Origin of the sequence: Fulvimarina manganoxydans (assembly GCF_900176465.1) — a bacterium.
In the GTDB taxonomy this organism is placed as follows: Bacteria; Pseudomonadota; Alphaproteobacteria; order Rhizobiales; family Rhizobiaceae; genus Fulvimarina; species Fulvimarina manganoxydans.
On record NZ_FWXR01000016.1, the window covers coordinates 80,283 to 99,216 of the forward strand.

General features: G+C 63.8%; 14 protein-coding genes. 12 read left to right on the forward strand and 2 right to left on the reverse strand.

Annotation, left to right across the window (positions count from 1 at the left end):
* Window positions 1–3: 3 nt before the first annotated feature.
* Window positions 4–732, forward strand: a complete 729-nt coding sequence (gene lexA, locus B9A15_RS16020) for a transcriptional repressor LexA (RefSeq protein ID WP_084411526.1) — start codon at window positions 4–6, stop codon at window positions 730–732.
* Here the strand turns inward: lexA and B9A15_RS16025 are convergent.
* A complete protein-coding gene (locus B9A15_RS16025) occupies window positions 726–3,008 on the reverse strand; it encodes a ComEC/Rec2 family competence protein (RefSeq protein WP_084411527.1) in 2,283 nt (760 codons plus the stop codon). The two genes, lexA and B9A15_RS16025, sit on opposite strands and share 7 nt — an antisense overlap.
* A 166-nt stretch (window positions 3,009–3,174) precedes the next feature.
* Between B9A15_RS16025 and gltX the strand changes: the two genes are divergently transcribed.
* From gltX to B9A15_RS16080, 11 genes are all read left to right on the forward strand, one after another.
* Window positions 3,175–4,596, forward strand: a complete 1,422-nt coding sequence (gene gltX, locus B9A15_RS16030; RefSeq protein WP_084411552.1) for a glutamate--tRNA ligase — start codon at window positions 3,175–3,177, stop codon at window positions 4,594–4,596.
* Between the two features lie 279 nt (window positions 4,597–4,875).
* Complete coding sequence (gene gltA / locus B9A15_RS16035) at window positions 4,876–6,168, forward strand: citrate synthase (protein WP_084411528.1); 1,293 nt, start codon at window positions 4,876–4,878, stop codon at window positions 6,166–6,168.
* A 466-nt stretch (window positions 6,169–6,634) separates the two neighbouring features.
* Window positions 6,635–7,663, forward strand: coding sequence for an ABC transporter ATP-binding protein (locus tag B9A15_RS16040; protein WP_244556988.1), 1,029 nt, complete (start codon window positions 6,635–6,637; stop codon window positions 7,661–7,663).
* Between the two features lie 57 nt (window positions 7,664–7,720).
* Window positions 7,721–9,004 (forward strand): ABC transporter substrate-binding protein, encoded by a 1,284-nt coding sequence (locus B9A15_RS16045; protein WP_084411554.1) that lies wholly within the window; start codon window positions 7,721–7,723, stop codon window positions 9,002–9,004.
* Window positions 9,005–9,008: 4 nt separating this feature from the next.
* Window positions 9,009–9,974, forward strand: a complete 966-nt coding sequence (locus B9A15_RS16050) for an ABC transporter permease (protein ID WP_139798438.1) — start codon at window positions 9,009–9,011, stop codon at window positions 9,972–9,974.
* A gap of 4 nt (window positions 9,975–9,978) precedes the next feature.
* Complete coding sequence (locus tag B9A15_RS16055) at window positions 9,979–10,881, forward strand: ABC transporter permease (protein ID WP_084411529.1); 903 nt, start codon at window positions 9,979–9,981, stop codon at window positions 10,879–10,881.
* Between the two features lie 177 nt (window positions 10,882–11,058).
* The gene (locus B9A15_RS16060; RefSeq protein ID WP_084411530.1) at window positions 11,059–12,045 is read left to right on the forward strand and encodes a DnaJ C-terminal domain-containing protein; all 987 of its coding nucleotides are present in this window, start codon (window positions 11,059–11,061) and stop codon (window positions 12,043–12,045) included.
* A gap of 269 nt (window positions 12,046–12,314) precedes the next feature.
* Window positions 12,315–13,136, forward strand: a complete 822-nt coding sequence (gene fabI / locus B9A15_RS16065; protein ID WP_084411531.1) for an enoyl-ACP reductase FabI — start codon at window positions 12,315–12,317, stop codon at window positions 13,134–13,136.
* The gene (locus B9A15_RS16070) at window positions 13,133–13,771 is read left to right on the forward strand and encodes a histidine phosphatase family protein (RefSeq protein ID WP_084411532.1); all 639 of its coding nucleotides are present in this window, start codon (window positions 13,133–13,135) and stop codon (window positions 13,769–13,771) included. Before fabI ends, B9A15_RS16070 begins: the two co-directional genes overlap by 4 nt.
* Window positions 13,772–13,896: 125 nt before the next feature.
* Entirely contained in the window at window positions 13,897–15,123 is a 1,227-nt protein-coding gene (locus B9A15_RS16075; protein ID WP_244556989.1) for an extensin-like domain-containing protein, read from the forward strand.
* A 278-nt stretch (window positions 15,124–15,401) separates the two neighbouring features.
* Window positions 15,402–17,849: a methyl-accepting chemotaxis protein gene (locus tag B9A15_RS16080; protein WP_170923333.1), complete on the forward strand. Its 2,448-nt coding sequence runs from the start codon at window positions 15,402–15,404 to the stop codon at window positions 17,847–17,849.
* 70 nt (window positions 17,850–17,919) lie between these two features.
* On the opposite strand, the gene B9A15_RS16085 is transcribed toward B9A15_RS16080, so the two are convergent.
* Complete coding sequence (locus B9A15_RS16085; protein WP_084411535.1) at window positions 17,920–18,921, reverse strand: NAD-dependent epimerase/dehydratase family protein; 1,002 nt, start codon at window positions 18,919–18,921, stop codon at window positions 17,920–17,922.
* Window positions 18,922–18,934 lie beyond the last annotated feature (13 nt).

Below are 18,934 nucleotides of genomic sequence, written 5' to 3' on the forward strand. Positions count from 1 at the left end.
CGGATGCTGACCCGCAAGCAGCACGAGCTGTTGATGTTCATCCATTCCCGTCTGCAGGAAGCGGGCGTTCCGCCCTCCTTCGACGAGATGAAGGATGCGCTCGAGCTGAAGTCGAAATCCGGTATTCACCGGCTGATCACGGCGCTTGAAGAGCGCGGCTTCATCCGGCGCCTGCCCAATCGCGCCCGCGCCTTGGAAGTGCTGCGCTTGCCGGAGTCCATCCAGTCGCCGCGCCATGCCCCGACGCCGCCCACGACCGGCTTCAAGCCGAGCGTCATTCAGGGCTCGAAGGGCCAGCCACCAGCTGCCACGAAGGCGCCGGAGCGTGACAAGGCTCCCGCTTCGGACACGATCAGCGTTCCGGTCATGGGCCGTATCGCGGCGGGTGTTCCGATCTCGGCCATCCAGCACAACACCCATTCGGTCGCGGTCCCGCCCGACATGATCACCGGCGGCGAACATTACGCGCTGGAGGTGAAAGGCGATTCGATGATCGAGGCCGGGATCCTCGATGGCGACACGGTGATTATCCGGCGCACTGAGACGGCGACGGCAGGCGAGATCGTCGTGGCGCTCGTCGACGACGAGGAAGCAACGCTGAAGCGCTTTCGCCGGCGCGGCGATACGATCGCCCTCGAAGCGGCCAACCCAGCCTATGAGACGCGCATCTTCCACACCGACCGCGTCCGTGTTCAGGGTCGCCTCGTGGGACTGATCCGTCGCTATCACTGAGGCTGCCCGCTCGCCTGACCATTGCCGTCATCGGCGGTGGCGCCGTTGGCGGAATTCTCGCCAGTGGGCTTTCGCCAGAATTCCGGCCAGGGCGCGAGCCGATGAGCGTTCCAGGCCTGCGGTCTTTCGGGGATGGAGCGGCGCACCGTGATGGCGCCGCCCGGCATATCTCGGCCGATCGCAAGCGAGCCGGTCTGTCGGAGCGTCCTGAGTGTCACAAGAACCGCGCCAGAGCGGCATTGTCTCGTGCGTGCCGCTCGCGCGACAAAGGCGATGTCGGCCGTATCGCAGGCTTCGCCCAAAAGCCGATAGTCCCTCGCAAAAGCGATGCGTATGCCACTCGATGTTTGAAAGTGGCACAGGCGGGTCTCGCAATCGTTGAGGCCGGGGATCGTCCCGGCTGGCGCAGTGGCGCCTTCGCCTTCGGCGGTTTCGGAGATCGCCGGCGCGTAAATGCGGCTCCATTCTTCGGCGACGAAGCGCGAGGGGCGTTCGCGGCCGTAGTGCAGCCCATCGGCCGAGAGAAGCGCGAAATCGCGCCCATCCTCATAAATGACGAGTTCGGGATCCGGGCGCCGATCGGGAGCGAGCAGGAGCCCGAGAACCAGGATCGGAAGCGAGGCCCATCGCAGCCGACTGGCCGAAAGACAAAGGATCAGGAGGCCGGCGGTCAAGACCACGAGCCCAGAAGGTGTCATCAGCCCCACCGCCTGATCCGGAAAGCGCGCATTCAGGAAGGAAGCGATCGAGAGGACGAAATCGAGCCCCAGCCCCATCAGCCAGAAGACAGGACCATCGAGGCCGAACGGCATCAAAAACACCCCGATCAGCGCGGCCGGCATGATCCAGAGGCCGAAGACCGGCATGGTCAAGAGATTGGCGAGAAGCCCGAAGGGCGCCAGCCGCTGGAAATGATAGGCGGAATAAGGCGCTGTCGCGAGGCCCGCGACCAGCGCGGTGACGAGGGTCGCGCCCAGGACCAAGCCGACACGCCTCATCAGCCGCCCGATCGGCCCACGGGACTGGTTCTCGGTTTCGCGATGAAAGAGCGGCGACAAACCGACAAGGGCGAGGGTTGCGGCAAAGCTCATCTGGAAGCTCGGCGTCAAGACCGCATGGGGCGTGACCAGGAGGATGGCGAGCGCCGCGAGCGATAGATTGCGCAAGGTGATCGCCTGTCGATCGAACAGGACGGCGACGAGCATGATCAGGATCATCACATAGGCCCGTTCCGTCGCAACCGACGCGCCGGATAGGATGAGATAGAAGGTCGAAACCGCCAGCGCCACGAGGGCTGCAAGCTTCTTGACCGGCAGGACCAGGCTGAGACCTCCGAGCAGCACGAGTCCTTTTCGGATCAAGAGCATCGCCGTGCCGGCGACGAGGGCCATGTGCAGCCCGGAGATCGCCAGCACATGGGCAAGGCCGGTGCCGCGAAGCGAGTCTTCGACCTCTGGGCCGATGCCGGCCCGCTCCCCGGTCACGAGGGCAGCCGCCACAGCCCCCGACTCGCCCCCGATGACCTCGACGATCCGCCGCGTCACGACCCCGCGCAACGCGGCGATGAACCGGCTGATGGCATCCCTGCCGGACAAGGCGTCAGGCTCGGCCGCATCGGCAGGCGGCGGATCGGGACCACCGAGCCCGTAGCCATAGGCGCCGAGACCTTCGAAATAGGGCCGATAGGCGAAGTCGTGCCCATCCGGGCGAACAGGCCCGGAGGGTGGCCCGAGCCGGACAAGGCCCCGATAGATTTCGCCCGGTCGAAGCGGCTGATGTCTGGCGGATACGACGATCCGAACGATCTGCGGTGGCCGTGAGAGAACAGGTCGTTCGGTCGAAAGAAGCTTGAGATAGTATCGGGCTCGGCCCCGCTCATCCGTTTCGTGCGACAAAACGCGCGCCGTGATCCGCACGGTTGCATCGCCGGAGAGAATGATCGTCCGCGTCGTGGCGAGTTCGATCTGACCGGCGAGACAGCCGAATGCGACCGCCAGGAGGAAGAGGCTTGGCGCCCCGCTCGCGCCAAAGGCGCGCGCTCGCCTGTTCAGGAAAGCGGAAAGGACGAGGAGCGCTCCCCAAAGGCTCCAATGGATGTCGACCCCTGCACCAAAGACCAGGATCGCGCCGGTCCCAATGCCGACCGGCAAGAGGTGGAAGAGGCGCCGGCGGTCGATTTCCAGACGCCATTCACCGGCCAGCCAGTCGGCGATCTCCGCGCGGTCAGGGACGCGAAGTGTGAGAGCTTTCCTGTCCGTGGGGGAGATCCAATCCATCGGCCTCTTCCGGGCATCCCACTCCAGCTAGACGCGCGTCGTTCGGCACTCGGTCACCGGGCGAGCCACGATCGGTTGTCTCGCTGGGCGCCTATGCTACACACCGGCACCGAAATTGCGATGGGTCGCGTGTAGTCCTGAGACCCACAGTCGAACGGAGATGTCCATGACGGATGGTGTCGTCACGCGCTTTGCGCCCTCGCCCACCGGCTATCTGCATATCGGCGGCGCCCGCACCGCCCTTTTCAATTGGCTTTATGCCCGGGCCAAGTCCGGCAAGATGCTTCTGCGCATCGAAGACACCGACCGCGAGCGCTCGACTGAACCCGCGGTGACGGCGATCATCGAGGGTCTGAAGTGGCTCGGGCTCGAAGCCGACGAGCCCTGGGTCTCCCAATATGAGCGCGCGCCGCGCCATCGCGAGATCGCCGAAGAGCTTCTGGCCAAGGGCCAAGCCTATCGCTGCTATGCAACCCAGGCCGAGCTCGAAGAGATGCGCGAGAGAGCGCGCGCCGAAAAGCGTCCGCCCCGCTATGACGGGCGCTGGCGCGACCGCGATCCGTCCGAGGCCCCGGCCGGTGTCGATCCCGTCATCCGTCTGAAGGCGCCGCTCGATGGCGAGACGCTGGTCCACGATCAGGTCCAGGGCGATATTCGCTTCCCCAACAAGGATCTCGACGATTTCGTCCTGCTGCGCTCAGACGGCAATCCGACCTATATGCTCGCCGTCGTCGTCGACGATCACGACATGGGCGTCACCCATATCGTGCGCGGCGACGACCATCTGACCAATGCCGCCCGCCAGACCCTCATCTACAAGGCGATGGGCTGGGACGTGCCGGTGATGGCCCACATCCCCCTCATCCACGGGCCCGATGGCGCGAAGCTCTCCAAACGCCATGGCGCGCTGGGCGTCGAGGCCTATCGCGCCATGGGCTACCTGCCAGTGGCCCTGCGAAATTACCTGGTGCGACTCGGCTGGGCTCATGGAGACGAGGAAATTATCTCGACCGAAAAGATGGTCGAATGGTTCGACCTGCCGCAAATCAACAAGGGCGCGGCGCGATTCGATTTCCAGAAGCTCGAAGCGCTGAACGGCTGGTGGATCCGCCATACGGACGACCAGGACCTCGTCGATATGCTGATGGCCGAGCGTGACCATCTGCCGAATGGCGAGATCCTGAAGCGCCGGAGCGACGAGGAAACGCGCGAAAAGCTTCTGGCCGCCATGGCCGGGCTGAAGGAGCGGGCGAAGACGCTGGTCGAGTTGACCGACAGCGCGACCTATCTCTTTGCCGACCGGCCGCTGGCCCTAGAGGACAAGGCGGCGAACGCGCTTGCCGATGGCGGACGCGAGACGATCTCGGGCCTCCTGCCGAAGCTCGAAGCCGTCGAGACCTGGGACGCCGCCTCGCTGGAAGCGGCGGTTCGTGCCCATGCCGAAGAGACCGGCCTGAAGCTCGGCAAATTGGCGCAGCCGCTCAGAGCCGCCGCGACCGGCCGCAGCGTGTCGCCGGGCGTCTTCGACGTTCTCGCGGTTCTGGGCCGGGAGGAAGCGCTGGCTCGGCTGAAGGATCAGGCCGCTTAAAGCCGTATGACTGGCGGCGGGGCCCTTAACTCCGCCGCCCCGCACACCCGAACGTCCGGTTCTTTGAAGGCCTTTGGCGGGGAGGCGCTGAGGACCGTTCCAGCCCAAAGCTCACCTTGCGGGACCCCGGCACGACCATCGGCCTATTGCCGGCCGGCCTCGCCGCAGTGCAAATGACCCCGCTTGTCCACCATGGTGGGATGCAGTACGCAGAGCCATGAGACAACCTTGTGCGCCGCAAAAGGTCCGCCTTTTCGGCTTGGAACGAAGGGGAAACGCATGACAGAACAGTCGGCGAAGTTCACACTCGGATCGGATAGCTCCGATATGGCGGTGATGAGCGGCACGATCGGCCCGGACGTCGTCGATGTGACGTCGCTCTATAAGAACACCGGCCTCTTCACCTTCGACCCAGGCTTTTCCTCCACCGCCTCCTGCGAATCGAAGATCACTTATATCGACGGCGACGAGGGCATCCTTCTCCATCGCGGCTATTCGATCGATGAACTGGCCGAGAAGGGCGACTATCTGGAGACCTGCTATCTCCTCCTTTACGGCGAACTGCCGACGGCCCGGGAAAAGCAGGATTTCGTCTATCGCGTCACGCGCCACACCATGGTGCATGAGCAGATGAACCGGTTCTTCACCGGCTTCCGCCGCGACGCCCATCCGATGGCGGTCATGGTGGGCTGCGTCGGCGCGCTCTCGGCCTTCTATCACGACTCGACCGACATCGCCGATCCGCATCAGCGCATGGTCGCCTCGCTGCGCATGATCGCCAAGATGCCGACGATCGCGGCGATGGCCTATAAATACCATATCGGCCAGCCCTTCGTTTATCCGCGCAACGACCTCGCTTATGCGGAAAACTTCCTGCATATGTGCTTTGCGGTGCCTTGCGAGCCCTATCGGATCAATCCGGTTCTGGCCAAGGCGATGGACCGGATCTTCACGCTCCACGCCGATCACGAGCAGAACGCCTCGACCTCGACCGTGCGTCTCGCCGGCTCCTCGGGCGCCAATCCCTTCGCCTGTATCGCGGCCGGCATCGCCTGCCTCTGGGGCCCGGCCCATGGCGGCGCCAACGAGGCGGCGCTCAACATGCTGATGGAGATCGGCACGAAGGATCGGATTCCCGAATTCATCGGCCGCGCCAAGGACAAGAACGATCCCTTCCGCCTCATGGGCTTCGGCCACCGGGTCTATAAGAACTACGATCCGCGCGCCAAGATCATGCAGCAGACCTGCCACGAGGTTCTGGACGAGCTCGGTATCAAGGACGACCCGCTTCTCGAAGTGGCGATGGAGCTGGAGCGCATCGCGCTCACCGATCCGTATTTCGTCGAGAAGAAGCTCTATCCCAATGTCGACTTCTATTCCGGCATCACGCTGAAGGCGCTCGGCTTCCCGACCACGATGTTCACCGTGCTCTTCGCTGTCGCCCGCACCGTCGGCTGGATCGCCCAGTGGAAGGAGATGATCGAGGATCCGAAGCAGCGCATCGGCCGTCCCCGCCAGCTCTATACCGGCGCGCCTCAGCGCGGCTATCTGCCGGTCGACGAGCGCAGCTGATCTCAAATGGCGCCATCCCTCTTGCGGATGCTCGCGCCTCACGAACAGACGAGACCAATGCCCCCGATCCTGTCGGGGGCATTTTTTATAGTGCGGCGCTTTTTGGATGGATCGCCCAAATGCTTCGCCGCACGCTTTGTGACTGGCTTGAGGTGCGCACCGCACGCCATAAGAGCACTTGAGCCAGATCAGCAATCCGTTGCGCAAAGCCATCCCTTTTAAGCCGCCCTGCTTACCAAGTTAGCACTACAAAGCAGCGCTGATCATTTTATGTGCGGAATCGGCTGTCGAGCTTGATGACCGCCGAACCGCGAGCTTTATCCTGCGCTGCGATCAGGGCTCGACATTGGCCCAGGGACCGCCTCGGCACGGCTGACGTCCAAAGCGTTGGGCGGCCGCTAACAATGACGGGTGGTGTGGCCTGCCCCATCTGGCATGCGCCTTGCAAATCACCTCGACAAATGCCGTGAACCACGCATCCGTCGAGGACTTCCGCTTGCAATCGCTTGCCGCCGACCTGGAACTGGCCGCCGTCACCAAGGCCTATGGTGATACGACCGCCGTCGACCGAGTTTCTCTCAAGATCCCTGCCGGCACCTATTGCTGCCTTTTGGGGCCGTCGGGCTGCGGCAAATCCTCAACCTTGCGCATGATCGCCGGCCATGAATTCATCTCCGATGGCGACGTCATGATCGGCAATACGATCGTCAACGATCTGCCGCCGGCCAAACGCGGCACGGCGATGATGTTTCAGAACTATGCACTCTTTCCCCATCTGTCGGTGCGCGAGAATGTCGCCTTCTCCTTGAAGATGGCCGGCACGCCGAAGGCCGAGCGCCTGTCGCGGGCCGAAGAGATGCTCTCGCTGGTCGATATGGGCCGTTATGGCGACCGCTTGCCGGCCCAATTGTCCGGTGGTCAGCAGCAGCGCGTGGCGCTCGCCCGCGCGCTCGTCACCAATCCGACGGTGCTTCTTCTCGACGAGCCGCTTTCGGCGCTCGATCCGTTCCTGCGCATCCGCATGCGCGCCGAGCTGAAACGGTATCAGCGGGACTTCGGCATCTCCTTCATCCACGTCACCCACAGCCAGGAAGAGGCGATGGCGCTTGCCGACATGGTGGTGGTGATGAATGACGGGCGGATCGAACAGGTCGGCTCGCCGCGCGAGATCTTCAACCAGCCGAAGACCCGCTTCGTCGCCCAGTTCATGGGCGGCCATAATGTGGTCTCCGATGCGGGGCGGGCTTATGCGGTGCGGGCCGATAAGGTGCGTCTTCTCGGCACGGTCTCGTCTGACGAGACGAGCAGCCAGCGGGCCACCGTCACCGATGTCGAATATCAGGGCATGACCGTTCACGTCGCCATGCGCCGCTCGGACGGCACGGACCTTCTCGCAACCCTTGCAGAACACGAATTCGACCGGGCGCCCGTCTCGGTCGGAGACGAGGTTCAGGTGGGCTGGCACGCCAGCGACCGCCACGAACTCGCCGCCTGAGCCGCGGCGACGCGGCCCTCGCATGTCTTTTCCCAAAACAGATCATAGGGACGGATGATGACCGACACGACCAATCAGCGCTTCTCGCGCCGCACGCTTTTGAAGGGCTCGGCCGCCCTCGCGGGCGTCGCCGCTGCCGGCAAGCTCTCCACATTCCCCACCCCGGCCTTGGCTCAGGAGCCCGTGACCCTGCGCTATCTGTCGACGGCGGTGAACCAGTCTCCCGCCATCGCCGCCAAGGCCGGTGAGGATCTCGGCATCAATATCGAGTATATCGCGGTGACGACGGACGACGTCGCCAAGCGCGTCATCACCCAGCCGAATTCCTTCGATCTCGTCGACACCGAATATTTCGCCCTGCCGAAGCTTCTGCCCTCCGGCAACATCATGGGTCTCGACGCCTCCAAGATCAAACTGGCCGACAAGATCGCCTCGGTCATCCGCAACGGCACAGTGGACGGCAAGAAGGTCGGCCTCGACGGAACCGCGCCGGCCGAAGTGCTCTACCTCCCATCCGAACAGGCGACGGAATTCGCCGGGGAGGAAACCGGGTTCCTCACGCTGATCCCGACCACATACAATGCCGATACGCTCGGCATCCGTCCCGATCTCATCGACGGGCCGGTGGATAGCTGGGCCGCGCTTCTCGACCCGAAGTTCAAGGGCAAGGCCGCCATCTTGAACATTCCTTCGATCGGCATCATGGACGCGGCGATGGCGATCGAAGCGCGCGGCGACATGACCTATGGCGACAAGGGCAACATGACGCGCGAGGAGATCGACGCGACCATCGCCGCCCTCATCGAGGCCAAGCGTGCCGGCCAGTTCCGTGCCTTCTGGACCGACTTCAACGAGAGCGTCAATCTGATGGCCTCGGGCGAGGTCGTCATTCAGTCCATGTGGTCGCCGGCGGTCACCGCGGTGCGCACCCAAGGCATCCCTTGCAAGTATCAGCCCTTGAAGGAAGGCTATCGCGCCTGGGCGTCCGGTTTCGGCCTGCCCGTCGCCATCGCCGATCGCGAAAAGGATGCCGCCTACGAGTTCATCAACTGGTTCCTGTCGGGCTGGGCCGGCGCCCATCTCTCGCGTCAGGGCTACTACCCGGCTGTCTTGGAAACCACCAAGGAAGAGCTCGAGCCATACGAATGGGCTTACTGGTACGAAGGCCAGCCGGCGGAACAGGACATCAAGTCCCCCGACGGAAAGGTTCTGGAAAAGGCCGGCGCAACGCGCGACGGCGGCTCCTATGACGAGCGCATGGGCAGCGTCGCCTGCTGGAACGCCGTCATGGACGAGAACATCTACATGATCCGCAAATGGAACGAGTTCATTGCAGCCTGACGCGATGACCAAGACCCTGGAGGCTCCGGCAGATGCCGGGGCCGCCCCCCAGGACAAGAGGCGGGACGCCGCCGCAGGACGGGTGCGGCGCACGAGCTGGACACCCCGATGGGTCGCCTATGCCCAGGCGGCGCCGATGGCGCTCGTCTTCCTGCTCTTCTTCGTCCTGCCGCTGGTGGCGACCTTCATCGTCTCCTTCTGGAATTACACCGAATATTCGATCGAGCCAGCCTTCGTCACGACGAACTACACGGATGTCTTTTACGGCTGCTTTTCGGGCGGTTCGGCGCTCTGCACCACCTTCGCGACTTATCTCTCGACCTTGAAATTCGTCGCGATCGTCTGGGCGGCGACCCTCGGCATCGGCTTCACGGTCGCCTATTTCCTCGCCTTCCACGTCCGCACCCTGCCCATGCAGATCACCCTCTTCATGATCTGCACCATCCCCTTCTGGACCTCGAACGTGATCCGGATGATCTCCTGGATCCCGCTTCTCGGTCGCAACGGCCTCGTCAACGAAACGCTGGTTTCGGCGGGCCTGATCGACACGCCGATCGAATGGCTTCTTTATTCCGATTTCGCCGTCGCCCTCGCGCTCATCCATCTCTACACGCTGTTCATGGTCGTGCCGATCTTCAACTCGATGATGCGCATCGATCGATCGCTCATCGAGGCCGCCTATGACGGTGGCGCGTCCGGTTTCCAGACCCTCACCAATGTCATCATTCCGCTGGTCAAACCTGGCATTCTCATCGGCTCGATCTTCGTCGTGACCATCGTCACCGGCGACTATCTGACGATCGGCATCATGGGCGGCCAGCAGATCGCCTCGGTCGGCAAGGTCATCCAGACCCAGATCAACTTCCTGCAGTTCCCCATCGCCGCCGCCAATGCGATCGTGCTTCTGGCCGTTGTCCTCCTGACGATCTGGGGCATGCTGCGCCTCGTCGACATTCGCAAGGAGCTTTGAGACCATGGCCGTGAAAACCGTCCCGCGCGAGGAAAAGCGTCCGCGCTCCTTCTATCTCCTGGCGACCTTCTTCGCTCTCTTCGCCGTCTTCCTCTACGGGCCGATGATCACCATCCTGACCCTGTCCTTCCAGGGACCATCGGGCGGCCTGACCTTCCCGATGAACGGCTTTTCCTTCTACTGGTTCGAGCGGCTCTGGGGCGGTGGCGGTGTGGTCGATATCGGCACGGCCTTCCGCCGCTCGCTCGCCCTTGGCGCGACCGTCATGGTTTTGACCGTCGTCATCTCGGTGCTTGCCGGCCTTGCCTTCCGCAAGAAGTTCAAGGGGTCGACGGCCCTGTTCTATGTGGCGATCGCGAGCCTCATCGTGCCCTCGATCGTCGTCTCGCTCGGCATCGCGTTGGAATTCCGCATCATCGACGAGATCGTTCGCCCGCCGCTCGCCGCCATCGGTCTTATGGCCCCGCGCGGCAACTCGCTCGGTCTCTTCACCTCGGGCCTCGGGGCGCATCTCTCCTGGACCCTGCCCTTCGGCCTTCTGATCATGTTTGCGGTCTTCAACCGGCTGGACAAGAGCTATGAGGAAGCCGCCCGCGACCTCGGCGCCTCAAACTGGCAGAGCTTCCGCTATGTGGTCCTGCCGATGATCGCGCCCTTCCTGATCGGCATCTCGCTCTTCGGCTTCACCCTGTCCTGGGACGAGATCGCGCGCTCCAGCCAGACCATGGGCTCCACCAACACCCTGCCGCTTGAACTCGCCGCCCTGACGACCACCGTCACGACGCCCGAAATCTACGCGCTCGGCACCTCCGTGACGGCGGTCTCCTTCACCGTCATCTTCGGCACCTTGGGCGCGTTCTTCTATCTCCAGCGCCGACGCGAACGGCTCGCAAAACGAGGCGGATAGCGAGACCCGTCCCCGCCACCCTCGCGACGCTTTCCTCTCTGATCGTAAAGCCCTGCCTCTTTCATTAAAGCGGCACAAAGCCCATATCATTGCGCGACGTTGGCCGACCGGATTCCAGCCGGCCCGAAGACCCATGTCCGTCCGCGATGCGAAGAGACTTCAGGAAAGAGGAGCGCAATGCGCGATCCCTACGCCGTTCTCGGTGTTCCCAAATCGGCGAGCGAAAAGGAGATCAAATCCGCCTTCCGCAAGCTCGCCAAGGCCTATCATCCCGACGCGAACGCCAACGATCCGAAGGCCGCGGCGCGCTTCAACGAAGCCAATCAGGCCTATGAGATCCTCGGCGACAAGGAAAAGCGCGCCCAGTTCGATCGCGGTGAGATCGATGGGGATGGCAAGCCGAAATTCCAGGGCTTCGGAGGGTTCGGCGGCGGCTCCGGCCCCTTTGGCGGCGGTGGCCAGCAGGGCGCGGGTGCGAGCGGCTTCGACTTTCGATCGGCCGGGCGCTCGGCCCAGTTCGACGCCGATTCGATCTTCTCCGACATCTTCAACCAGGCCTTCAAGACGGCCGGCAAGCGACCGGGCGCGACGCCTGGCGCGGGTGCCGGCGCGGCTGGCGGCTTCTCGGCCGCCCGAGAAGCCTCGCGCAAGGGCGCCGATATCGAGGCGACTCTCTCGGTCAATCTGGAAGACATCGTCTCGGACGAGAAGATCGAGGTTCAGTTTTCCAGCGGCAAGCGCCTTGCCATCAAGCTTCCCGAGGGCGTCGAGGACGGCCAGACCATTCGCCTGCGCGGCCAGGGTCAGCCGGCGCCAGGCCCTGCCGGTCAGGCGGGCGATGCTCTGGTCCGCATCCAGATCCTGCCCCATGACCGCTTCAAGGTGGATGGCCGCGATCTGCGGCTCGATCTCAACGTGCCCCTGCGTGTCGCGATCGCCGGCGGTAAGGTTCCCGTCGACACGCTCGAAGGCCGGGTCAATCTGACCATTCCCGCCTGGACCGATTCCGGTCGAACCTTCCGTCTGAAGGGCAAGGGCTTGACCACCAAGATCGGCACGCGGAACGATCTTCTGGTCACCGTGCGAATCGCTCTGCCGGAGGACGGCGATCCTTTGCGCGACGTGCTGGAGCGGGAAGTCGCGAGCCGGACGGCGGCGGAATAGCCATCGAGCGAGCCGCTGACGCGAGGCGATCGAATCGATCTCTCTTAATGGACGTCTATCCGGCTGGATTTGGCTCGCAAATCCAGCCGGTTGCGTCTCTCCCGCCACGCCTTGAGCGAAAGGCGCCCGGGCTTTCTTGAAGGCCCGACAAGCCTGTGCCATACCCGCCCGCTTAGAGCGTGGCGTTTTGGCATCCCGCACCAAGCGGGATTTCTCAAAAGCCGAGGCTCCGCGCGAGAACGACGAGTGGCACCGAGGGAGTGGCGACAATGGCAGGGACGAGCGGTCTGATGAAGGGGAAGCGCGGCCTCGTCATGGGCGTCGCCAACAACCGATCGATCGCTTGGGGTATCGCCAAGGCGCTGGCCGACGAAGGCGCCGAACTCGCCCTCACCTATCAGGGCGAAGCCTTGAAGAAGCGCGTCGCACCGCTCGCCGAAGAGCTGGGCGCCTATGTGGCCGGTCATTGCGATGTGGGTGACGAGGCCACCATCGACGCCGTCTTCGACGATCTCAAGGCCAAATGGGGCAAGATCGATTTCTTCGTCCATGCCGTCGCCTATTCCAACAAAGACGAGCTGACCGGCCGTTACGTGGATACGAGCCGCGACAACTTCCTGAAGACGATGGACATCTCGGTCTATTCCTTCACCTCGGTCGCGGCCCGCGCCGAGAAGCTGATGACCGATGGCGGCTCGATGCTGACGCTCACCTATTACGGCGCCGAGAAGGTCATGCCCCACTACAACGTGATGGGTGTCGCCAAGGCCGCGCTCGAAGCCTCCGTGCGCTATCTCGCCGTCGATCTCGGCAACAAGGCGATCCGCGTCAATGCGATCTCAGCCGGCCCGATCAAGACGCTCGCCGCCTCCGGCATCGGCGACTTCCGCTACATCCTGAAGTGGAACGAGTATAACGCGCCGCTGAAGCGGACGATCACCATCGACGAAGTCGGTCAGTCGGCGCTCTATCTGATGTCCGACATGTCGAAGGGCGTCACCGGCGAAGTCCATCATGTCGATTGCGGCTACCACACGGTCGGCATGAAGGCCGTGGACGCGCCGGACATCTCGGTCGTCAAGGATCAATGAGGGACGGCACGAACTCCTTCGCCGAGCTGACCGCAGCAGCAAAGCGGCTTCGCGACGTCTATCTCTGCCGACATGGCGAGACGGACTACAATGCCGAGGCACGCCTCCAGGGCCAGCGCGACATTCCCCTGAACGATCGAGGCCGTGAACAGGCCAAGCGCAACGGCGCGATGCTGCGAGAGCGTCTGGGCGACGATGTCGGCGCCTATCGTTTCGTCGCCTCCCCGCTCGGACGCGCCGTCGAGACGATGCAGATTCTGCGTCGAGAGATCGGTCTTGCACCCGATGATTTCGCCATCGATGCGCGGCTGAAAGAGTTGTCGTTCGGCGATTGGGAAGGCTCGACGCTCAAGGAGATCAAGCTTCGCGATCCGGACGGCCACCGGGCTCGCAAGGCCGACAAATGGAATTTCCGCACACCGGGTGAGACCGGCGAATCCTATGCCGACCTCGTGTGCCGCATCCGGCCGGTCATCGACGACACCGAGCCGAAGACCATCCTCGTCGCCCATGGCGGTATCGCCCGGGCCGTCTTGAATGCCGTTTGCGGCCTGGCCGAAGACGAGGCCGCCACCATCGGCATCCCCCAGGATCGCGTGCTGGCCTTCGAGAACGGATGCCCGATCTGGATCTGATCGCGCCCAGAGTTTTCACACGCGAACCAATTTCATGACGCCGTTTTACCTTTCGCTAACCGCGTTGGCTTAAGCCTGTTTCCGTTCCGCTCGAGTTGCCGCGGAGGGAAATAGAAGGCCAGCGCATGGTCAGGCGTATTCGCGTTGGGTGGATGGTCGGGTTCGTCGTCACGAGTGGAGTGGCGGCGAACCTCGTCGCGCCCGTTTCAGCCCAAACCACCGGATCGACCTCCGGCGGCACCCTCGTCTGGGGCGGTCGCATGCCACAACCGGGCGAGACCTATCGCCCGAGCGCATCGGCCGTCGACATGTTCGGCATTAGCGCGCCCGCTACCGGTGATCCACGCAATCCGCCGGCCGAGTCCGCTTATGCGCCGCCTCCCGCGCGCATGATCGCGCCGCAGCCGGACCCCATTCGCCAGCTTCAGTCCGATCTCGTGCCGACGCCGGCTCCGGCCCGCGGCCCAATCGCGACTGCGGCGCCGCAACCAGCAACGGAAGCCGAGATCTTCGCCGATCCCGGCGAGGCCGACGTGCTACCGCCCGAGCCCCCGACGGCCGCCGATGCCGATACGCTGTTCGGCGGCACATACATCCCAGATGAACCTGTCCTCGATCCTTGGTCCCGTCTCAAGGCAGTGACGCCGGGCGCCCTGACCGAAGCCGATCTCCCCAAACCGCAGCCGTCGCCCCGCCGCCAGGCGCCGCGCTCCGAGATCGCCTCGCTCGGCCCCGTGCCCGCACCGGCTCTCGAAGAGCCGATCCGCCGAAAGGCGACACCGGAGCGCACGCCGAGTGGCTGGCGCAACATGTCGGAGCGTGAAGCACTGTGCCGGGCCGGCCTGAGGCAGCTCGGTGTGGAATTCGTCGATCTGCCGCCGATCCAGACCAGCAAGTCCTGTGGCATCGCCTTGCCGATCAAGGTGACCCAGATCGCGCAAGGCGTTGCGATCCGGCCCGCCGCGACGCTCAATTGCGACGCCGCCTTCCGCATCTCCCGCTGGGTCGACATGGAGGTGAAGCCGGCCGCCCGCAGTCATCTCGGCTCCCAGGTCACCCATCTCATCAACTCGTCATCCTATCGCTGTTCACGCGTCGCGGGCACCGGTGGCCTGTCTCAGCATGCGACCGGCAACGCTCTCGATGTCGCCGGCTTCAAGCTCGCCAATGGCGATCTGGTGGACGTGGAAAAGAAAGGCATCTTCTCGCCGCGCGAGAACGCCTTCCAGCAACAGGTCCGCAAATCGGCCTGTCGCTGGTTCGGCACGGTGCTCGGCCCCGGCTACAATTGGGACCATCGGCACCATTTCCATCTCGATGCCCGCGAGCGCAAGAAAACCTTCTGCCGATAGCCTCCCTCTCTCCCGTAATAGCTGAAAAGGGAGCTAGCCACACATCCACGGCCAAGTTTCGAGGCGTGCAGATTGTGATGTTGGAGCAGCTCGAGGCAATCGGCATAGTCGTCCAATCCAACCAATTGGTCCGAAATTATGCCAGCGTTAAGACCTTTTGCGCTTCTATGTTTCCACGACTCATCCCAAGAACCAGGCAGGGACTCATGAGCGCCTCGCATCCGAAGCTGAAATGGCCATTTCGCCTGAACTCCATTGGAGCGAAAGCCGGCGCCGCCATGGCGGCACTGACCATCCTTCTCCTCACAATTGCGGGCGTCGGCCTAAGAGGCATCACGACCCTGAGCGGCGCGATGTTCCAGACCGAAAGCGCCTCGGAGGTCCTGATCGCGGTCAACGAAGCCGGTGGCTCGATCTCGGAATATCTCCTGCAGAAGGATCCTGAACGGATCGAGGCGGCAAGCATGACGCTCGAAAATGCCTATGGCATGGTCGAGGGACTTGAGCTCCAGCCGGACGCTCGCCAGGCGTTGGAAGGCCGCCTCACGGCCATGTCGGAGGCGGTGAAAGCCCTCGCAAGCGCCAATGACACGCTGGAGAACGCCAAGGCTGCATTCACAGCCAAGGCCGACGCGCTTCTCGACCAGGCGGTGGCAGCGGAACAGAAAGGCGCTGCGATCACCAAGACCGCCGAGCGCGAGGCGACCGACGCCATCCTCAGCCTCGACACACTGCGCCAGCTCACACTGAATGCCGGGCGCCTCGCCACGCTCGTTCAAGAAATTCAGCTTGCCTCGCTGGAAGCGCAGGCGTCCGGCGGAGTCGATGCGACAGCACGAATCAATACTCTGATGAACCAAGCGCGCGAGCCGCTGAAGGGTATCGTCGATCTCGGTGGGGCGCCCGATCTCCAATCGGTGATTTCAACGGTGGCCCAGTCTTTTCAGGCTCTCGAAAGCCAATTTGAGAGGTCTTCCCAAGCAACGCCTAGGAGCGTTGCGATTGCCGAGCGTACCGCCGACGCCAGTATGGAGCTGATCACTCGGCTTGGAACCATGGCCGAAGCCGAACTCGCCTTGAAGAAGGACAAGGATAACGAGCGCTCCAGAGCGCGTGTGTTTTCGGGGCTCGCCCGCAACTTTGCCGATCTGATCCGCGACGCCGTCCTTGGCGCCGAGCGCTATGCCATCACGCAAACGGACGAGACCGCCGAGGCGGTCACGGCTGGGCTCGACAAAGCAGCGAACTTTGCCAAAATCCTCGCCAAGAACGGCGCGGACGGGCTGGGCTCAGGGGTCGACTCCCTCAAGGACAGCTTTTCGTCTCTCGTTGCCGCAACGGGTCATTTCGACGAGCGCACTACGGCCGTCATTCAGGCCTCGCAGGCGGTTTCGCGCAGCGTCGTCGAGGTGGCGAGCGCCACGACCGATCAGGCCCAGGCCCAAAGCCGCCAGAGCGGATGGCTCATGTGGGGCGCCGGGTTCGTCTGTCTCCTTCTGACCGTGACCATCGCCGTCATCTTAATTCGCACGATCGCCCGCCCCATTATCGAGATTACCCAGGCGATGCTGCGCCTTGCCAATGGGGATACGAGCGTCGAGACCGCCTTTGTCCGGCGCCGCGACGAGATCGGCGGCATGGCGCGATCGCTCACTGTCTTCCAGGAGACGGGCCGAGCCAAGCTCGCGGCCGAAGCCGAAGCGGAGCGCCAGCGCCGGGAAGCCGAGGAAACACGCGCTCGCCACGAGAGCGAGCAGATGGCCGAAGCACGCGCGCTCGCAAATGCCTTCGCCGCGATCTCCGCCGGCCTCGATGCCCTGGCGAGTGGCGATCTTTCGGCACGCGTCGGCGAGGTCGACGAGAAATATCAGCCGATCCGGGATCGCTTCAACGAGTCGATCGCCAGTCTCGAAACGACGATCGGTGCGGCTGTCCAGTCGGCCGGCGCGATCCGAACCGGCCTTGCCGAAATCTCCTCCGCCTCGCTTGATCTCGCCAAACGCACCGAGCGTCAAGCCGCCAATCTCGCCGAAACTGTCGCGACGCTGTCGGAGGTCACCGAAGCCTCGGGCCGGACCGCCGAGGGCGCGCGCCGGGCCCGGCAATCGGCCGATGGCGCGCTCGACACGGCGCGACAGGGCGGCGAGGTCGTCGCCGAGGCGATCACCGCGATGAACGCGATCGAGACCTCATCGAGCGCGATCGAACAGATCGTTGGCCTGATTAACGATATCGCTTTCCAGACCAATCTCCTGGCGCTGAATGCCGGCGTCGAGGCGGCTCGGGCCGGCGCAGCCGGTCAGGGCTTCGCGGTCGTCGCCCATGAGGTGCGCGAGCTTTCCCAGCGCTCGGCGACTGCTGCCAAGGAGATCAGCGATCTCATCGCGAAATCTCGCCAGCAGGTCGGCGTCGGCGTCGAACGCGTCAGCGCTTCGGGCAAGGCCCTGGACCAGATCGTCTCGGAGGTCGGCCAAATGGTCGAGGTAATCGGCCTTATCGCGGACGATGCCCGGGAACAGGCAGCCTCCCTGCGCGATATTTCCAGCGCGGCCGATCAGATGGATCAAGCGACCCAGGAAAGCGCGGCGATGGTCGAGGAGACGACGACCGCCTGCCGTTCGCTGGAAATCGAGACAGAAGAACTCGACGCTTCCATGCAACGCTTCCGCACGAGCGGCTATGCGGGGCAAACGGGTCACAACGAAGCCTATGGCCGGGCTGCCTGAGGCCAGTCAGGCAACGCGCGCAATGGAGGTCGTCACGCAGTTCCGCGCACGACAGTTGCCTTCAGCCGCGTCAATTTAAACTGCGATAGGCTCGATACCAGGCCACGAATTCGGCCATACCGTCCTCGATCGAGATCGCTGGCCGGAACCCTGTCAGGTTCGCCAGCCGCGAAATATCGGCATAGGTCTCGATCACATCGCCGGCGGGCATGGGCTGATAGCGAATTTCGGCCGGACGCCCGGCAGCCCTTTCGATGGCGGCGACGAAGCGCGACAGCTCCACCGGATCATTGTTGCCGAGATTGTAGAGCCGGTGCGGAGCGCCGCCTTCGTCGGCCAGCACGCGCCCCTCCCCCGGCGGATGAGCAAGAAGCCCAGCAATTCCGGAGACCACTTCACTCACATGGGTGAAGTCGCGGCGCATCCGCCCCTCGTTGAAGAGAGTGACCGGCTCGCCCTTTAGGATCGCCTCGGTGAAACTCCAATAGGCCATGTCCGGCCGCCCATGGGTGCCATAGACGGTGAAGAAGCGGAGGCCAGACAGAGGCAGACGATAGAGGTGGGCGTAGGACCGCGCCATCATCTCGTTGGACCGCTTGGTGGCGGCATAGAAGGAGACCGGCAGATCGACCGGATCGGTCTCCGCGAAGGGCACCTTGCGATTGGCGCCGTAGACCGAGCTCGACGAGGCGTAGAGGACATGGCGTGGCGGGTGGTGCCGGCAGGCCTCCAGGACCGACAGAAAGCCATCGATATTGGCGCGCTGATAGGCGTGGGGCGCCTCGATCGAATAGCGCACCCCGGCCTGAGCGGCGAGATGAACGACGAAAGCGGGGCGGGTCGCCTCGGAGAGGGCGAGAACCGCCCCGTGATGGCACAGATCGAGATCGTGGAACGCGAAATTGGCCTCTGCGCATAGGGCGTCAAGCCGCATCTTCTTCAAACCGACATCGTAATAGGGCTCGAGATTGTCGAGACCGACGACCCGAAAGCCGTCCGCCAAGAGCCGGCGCGTCAGATGAAAGCCAATAAAGCCCGCCGCGCCGGTGACGAGAATCGTATCGCTCGACATCGCGCCGCTTGCC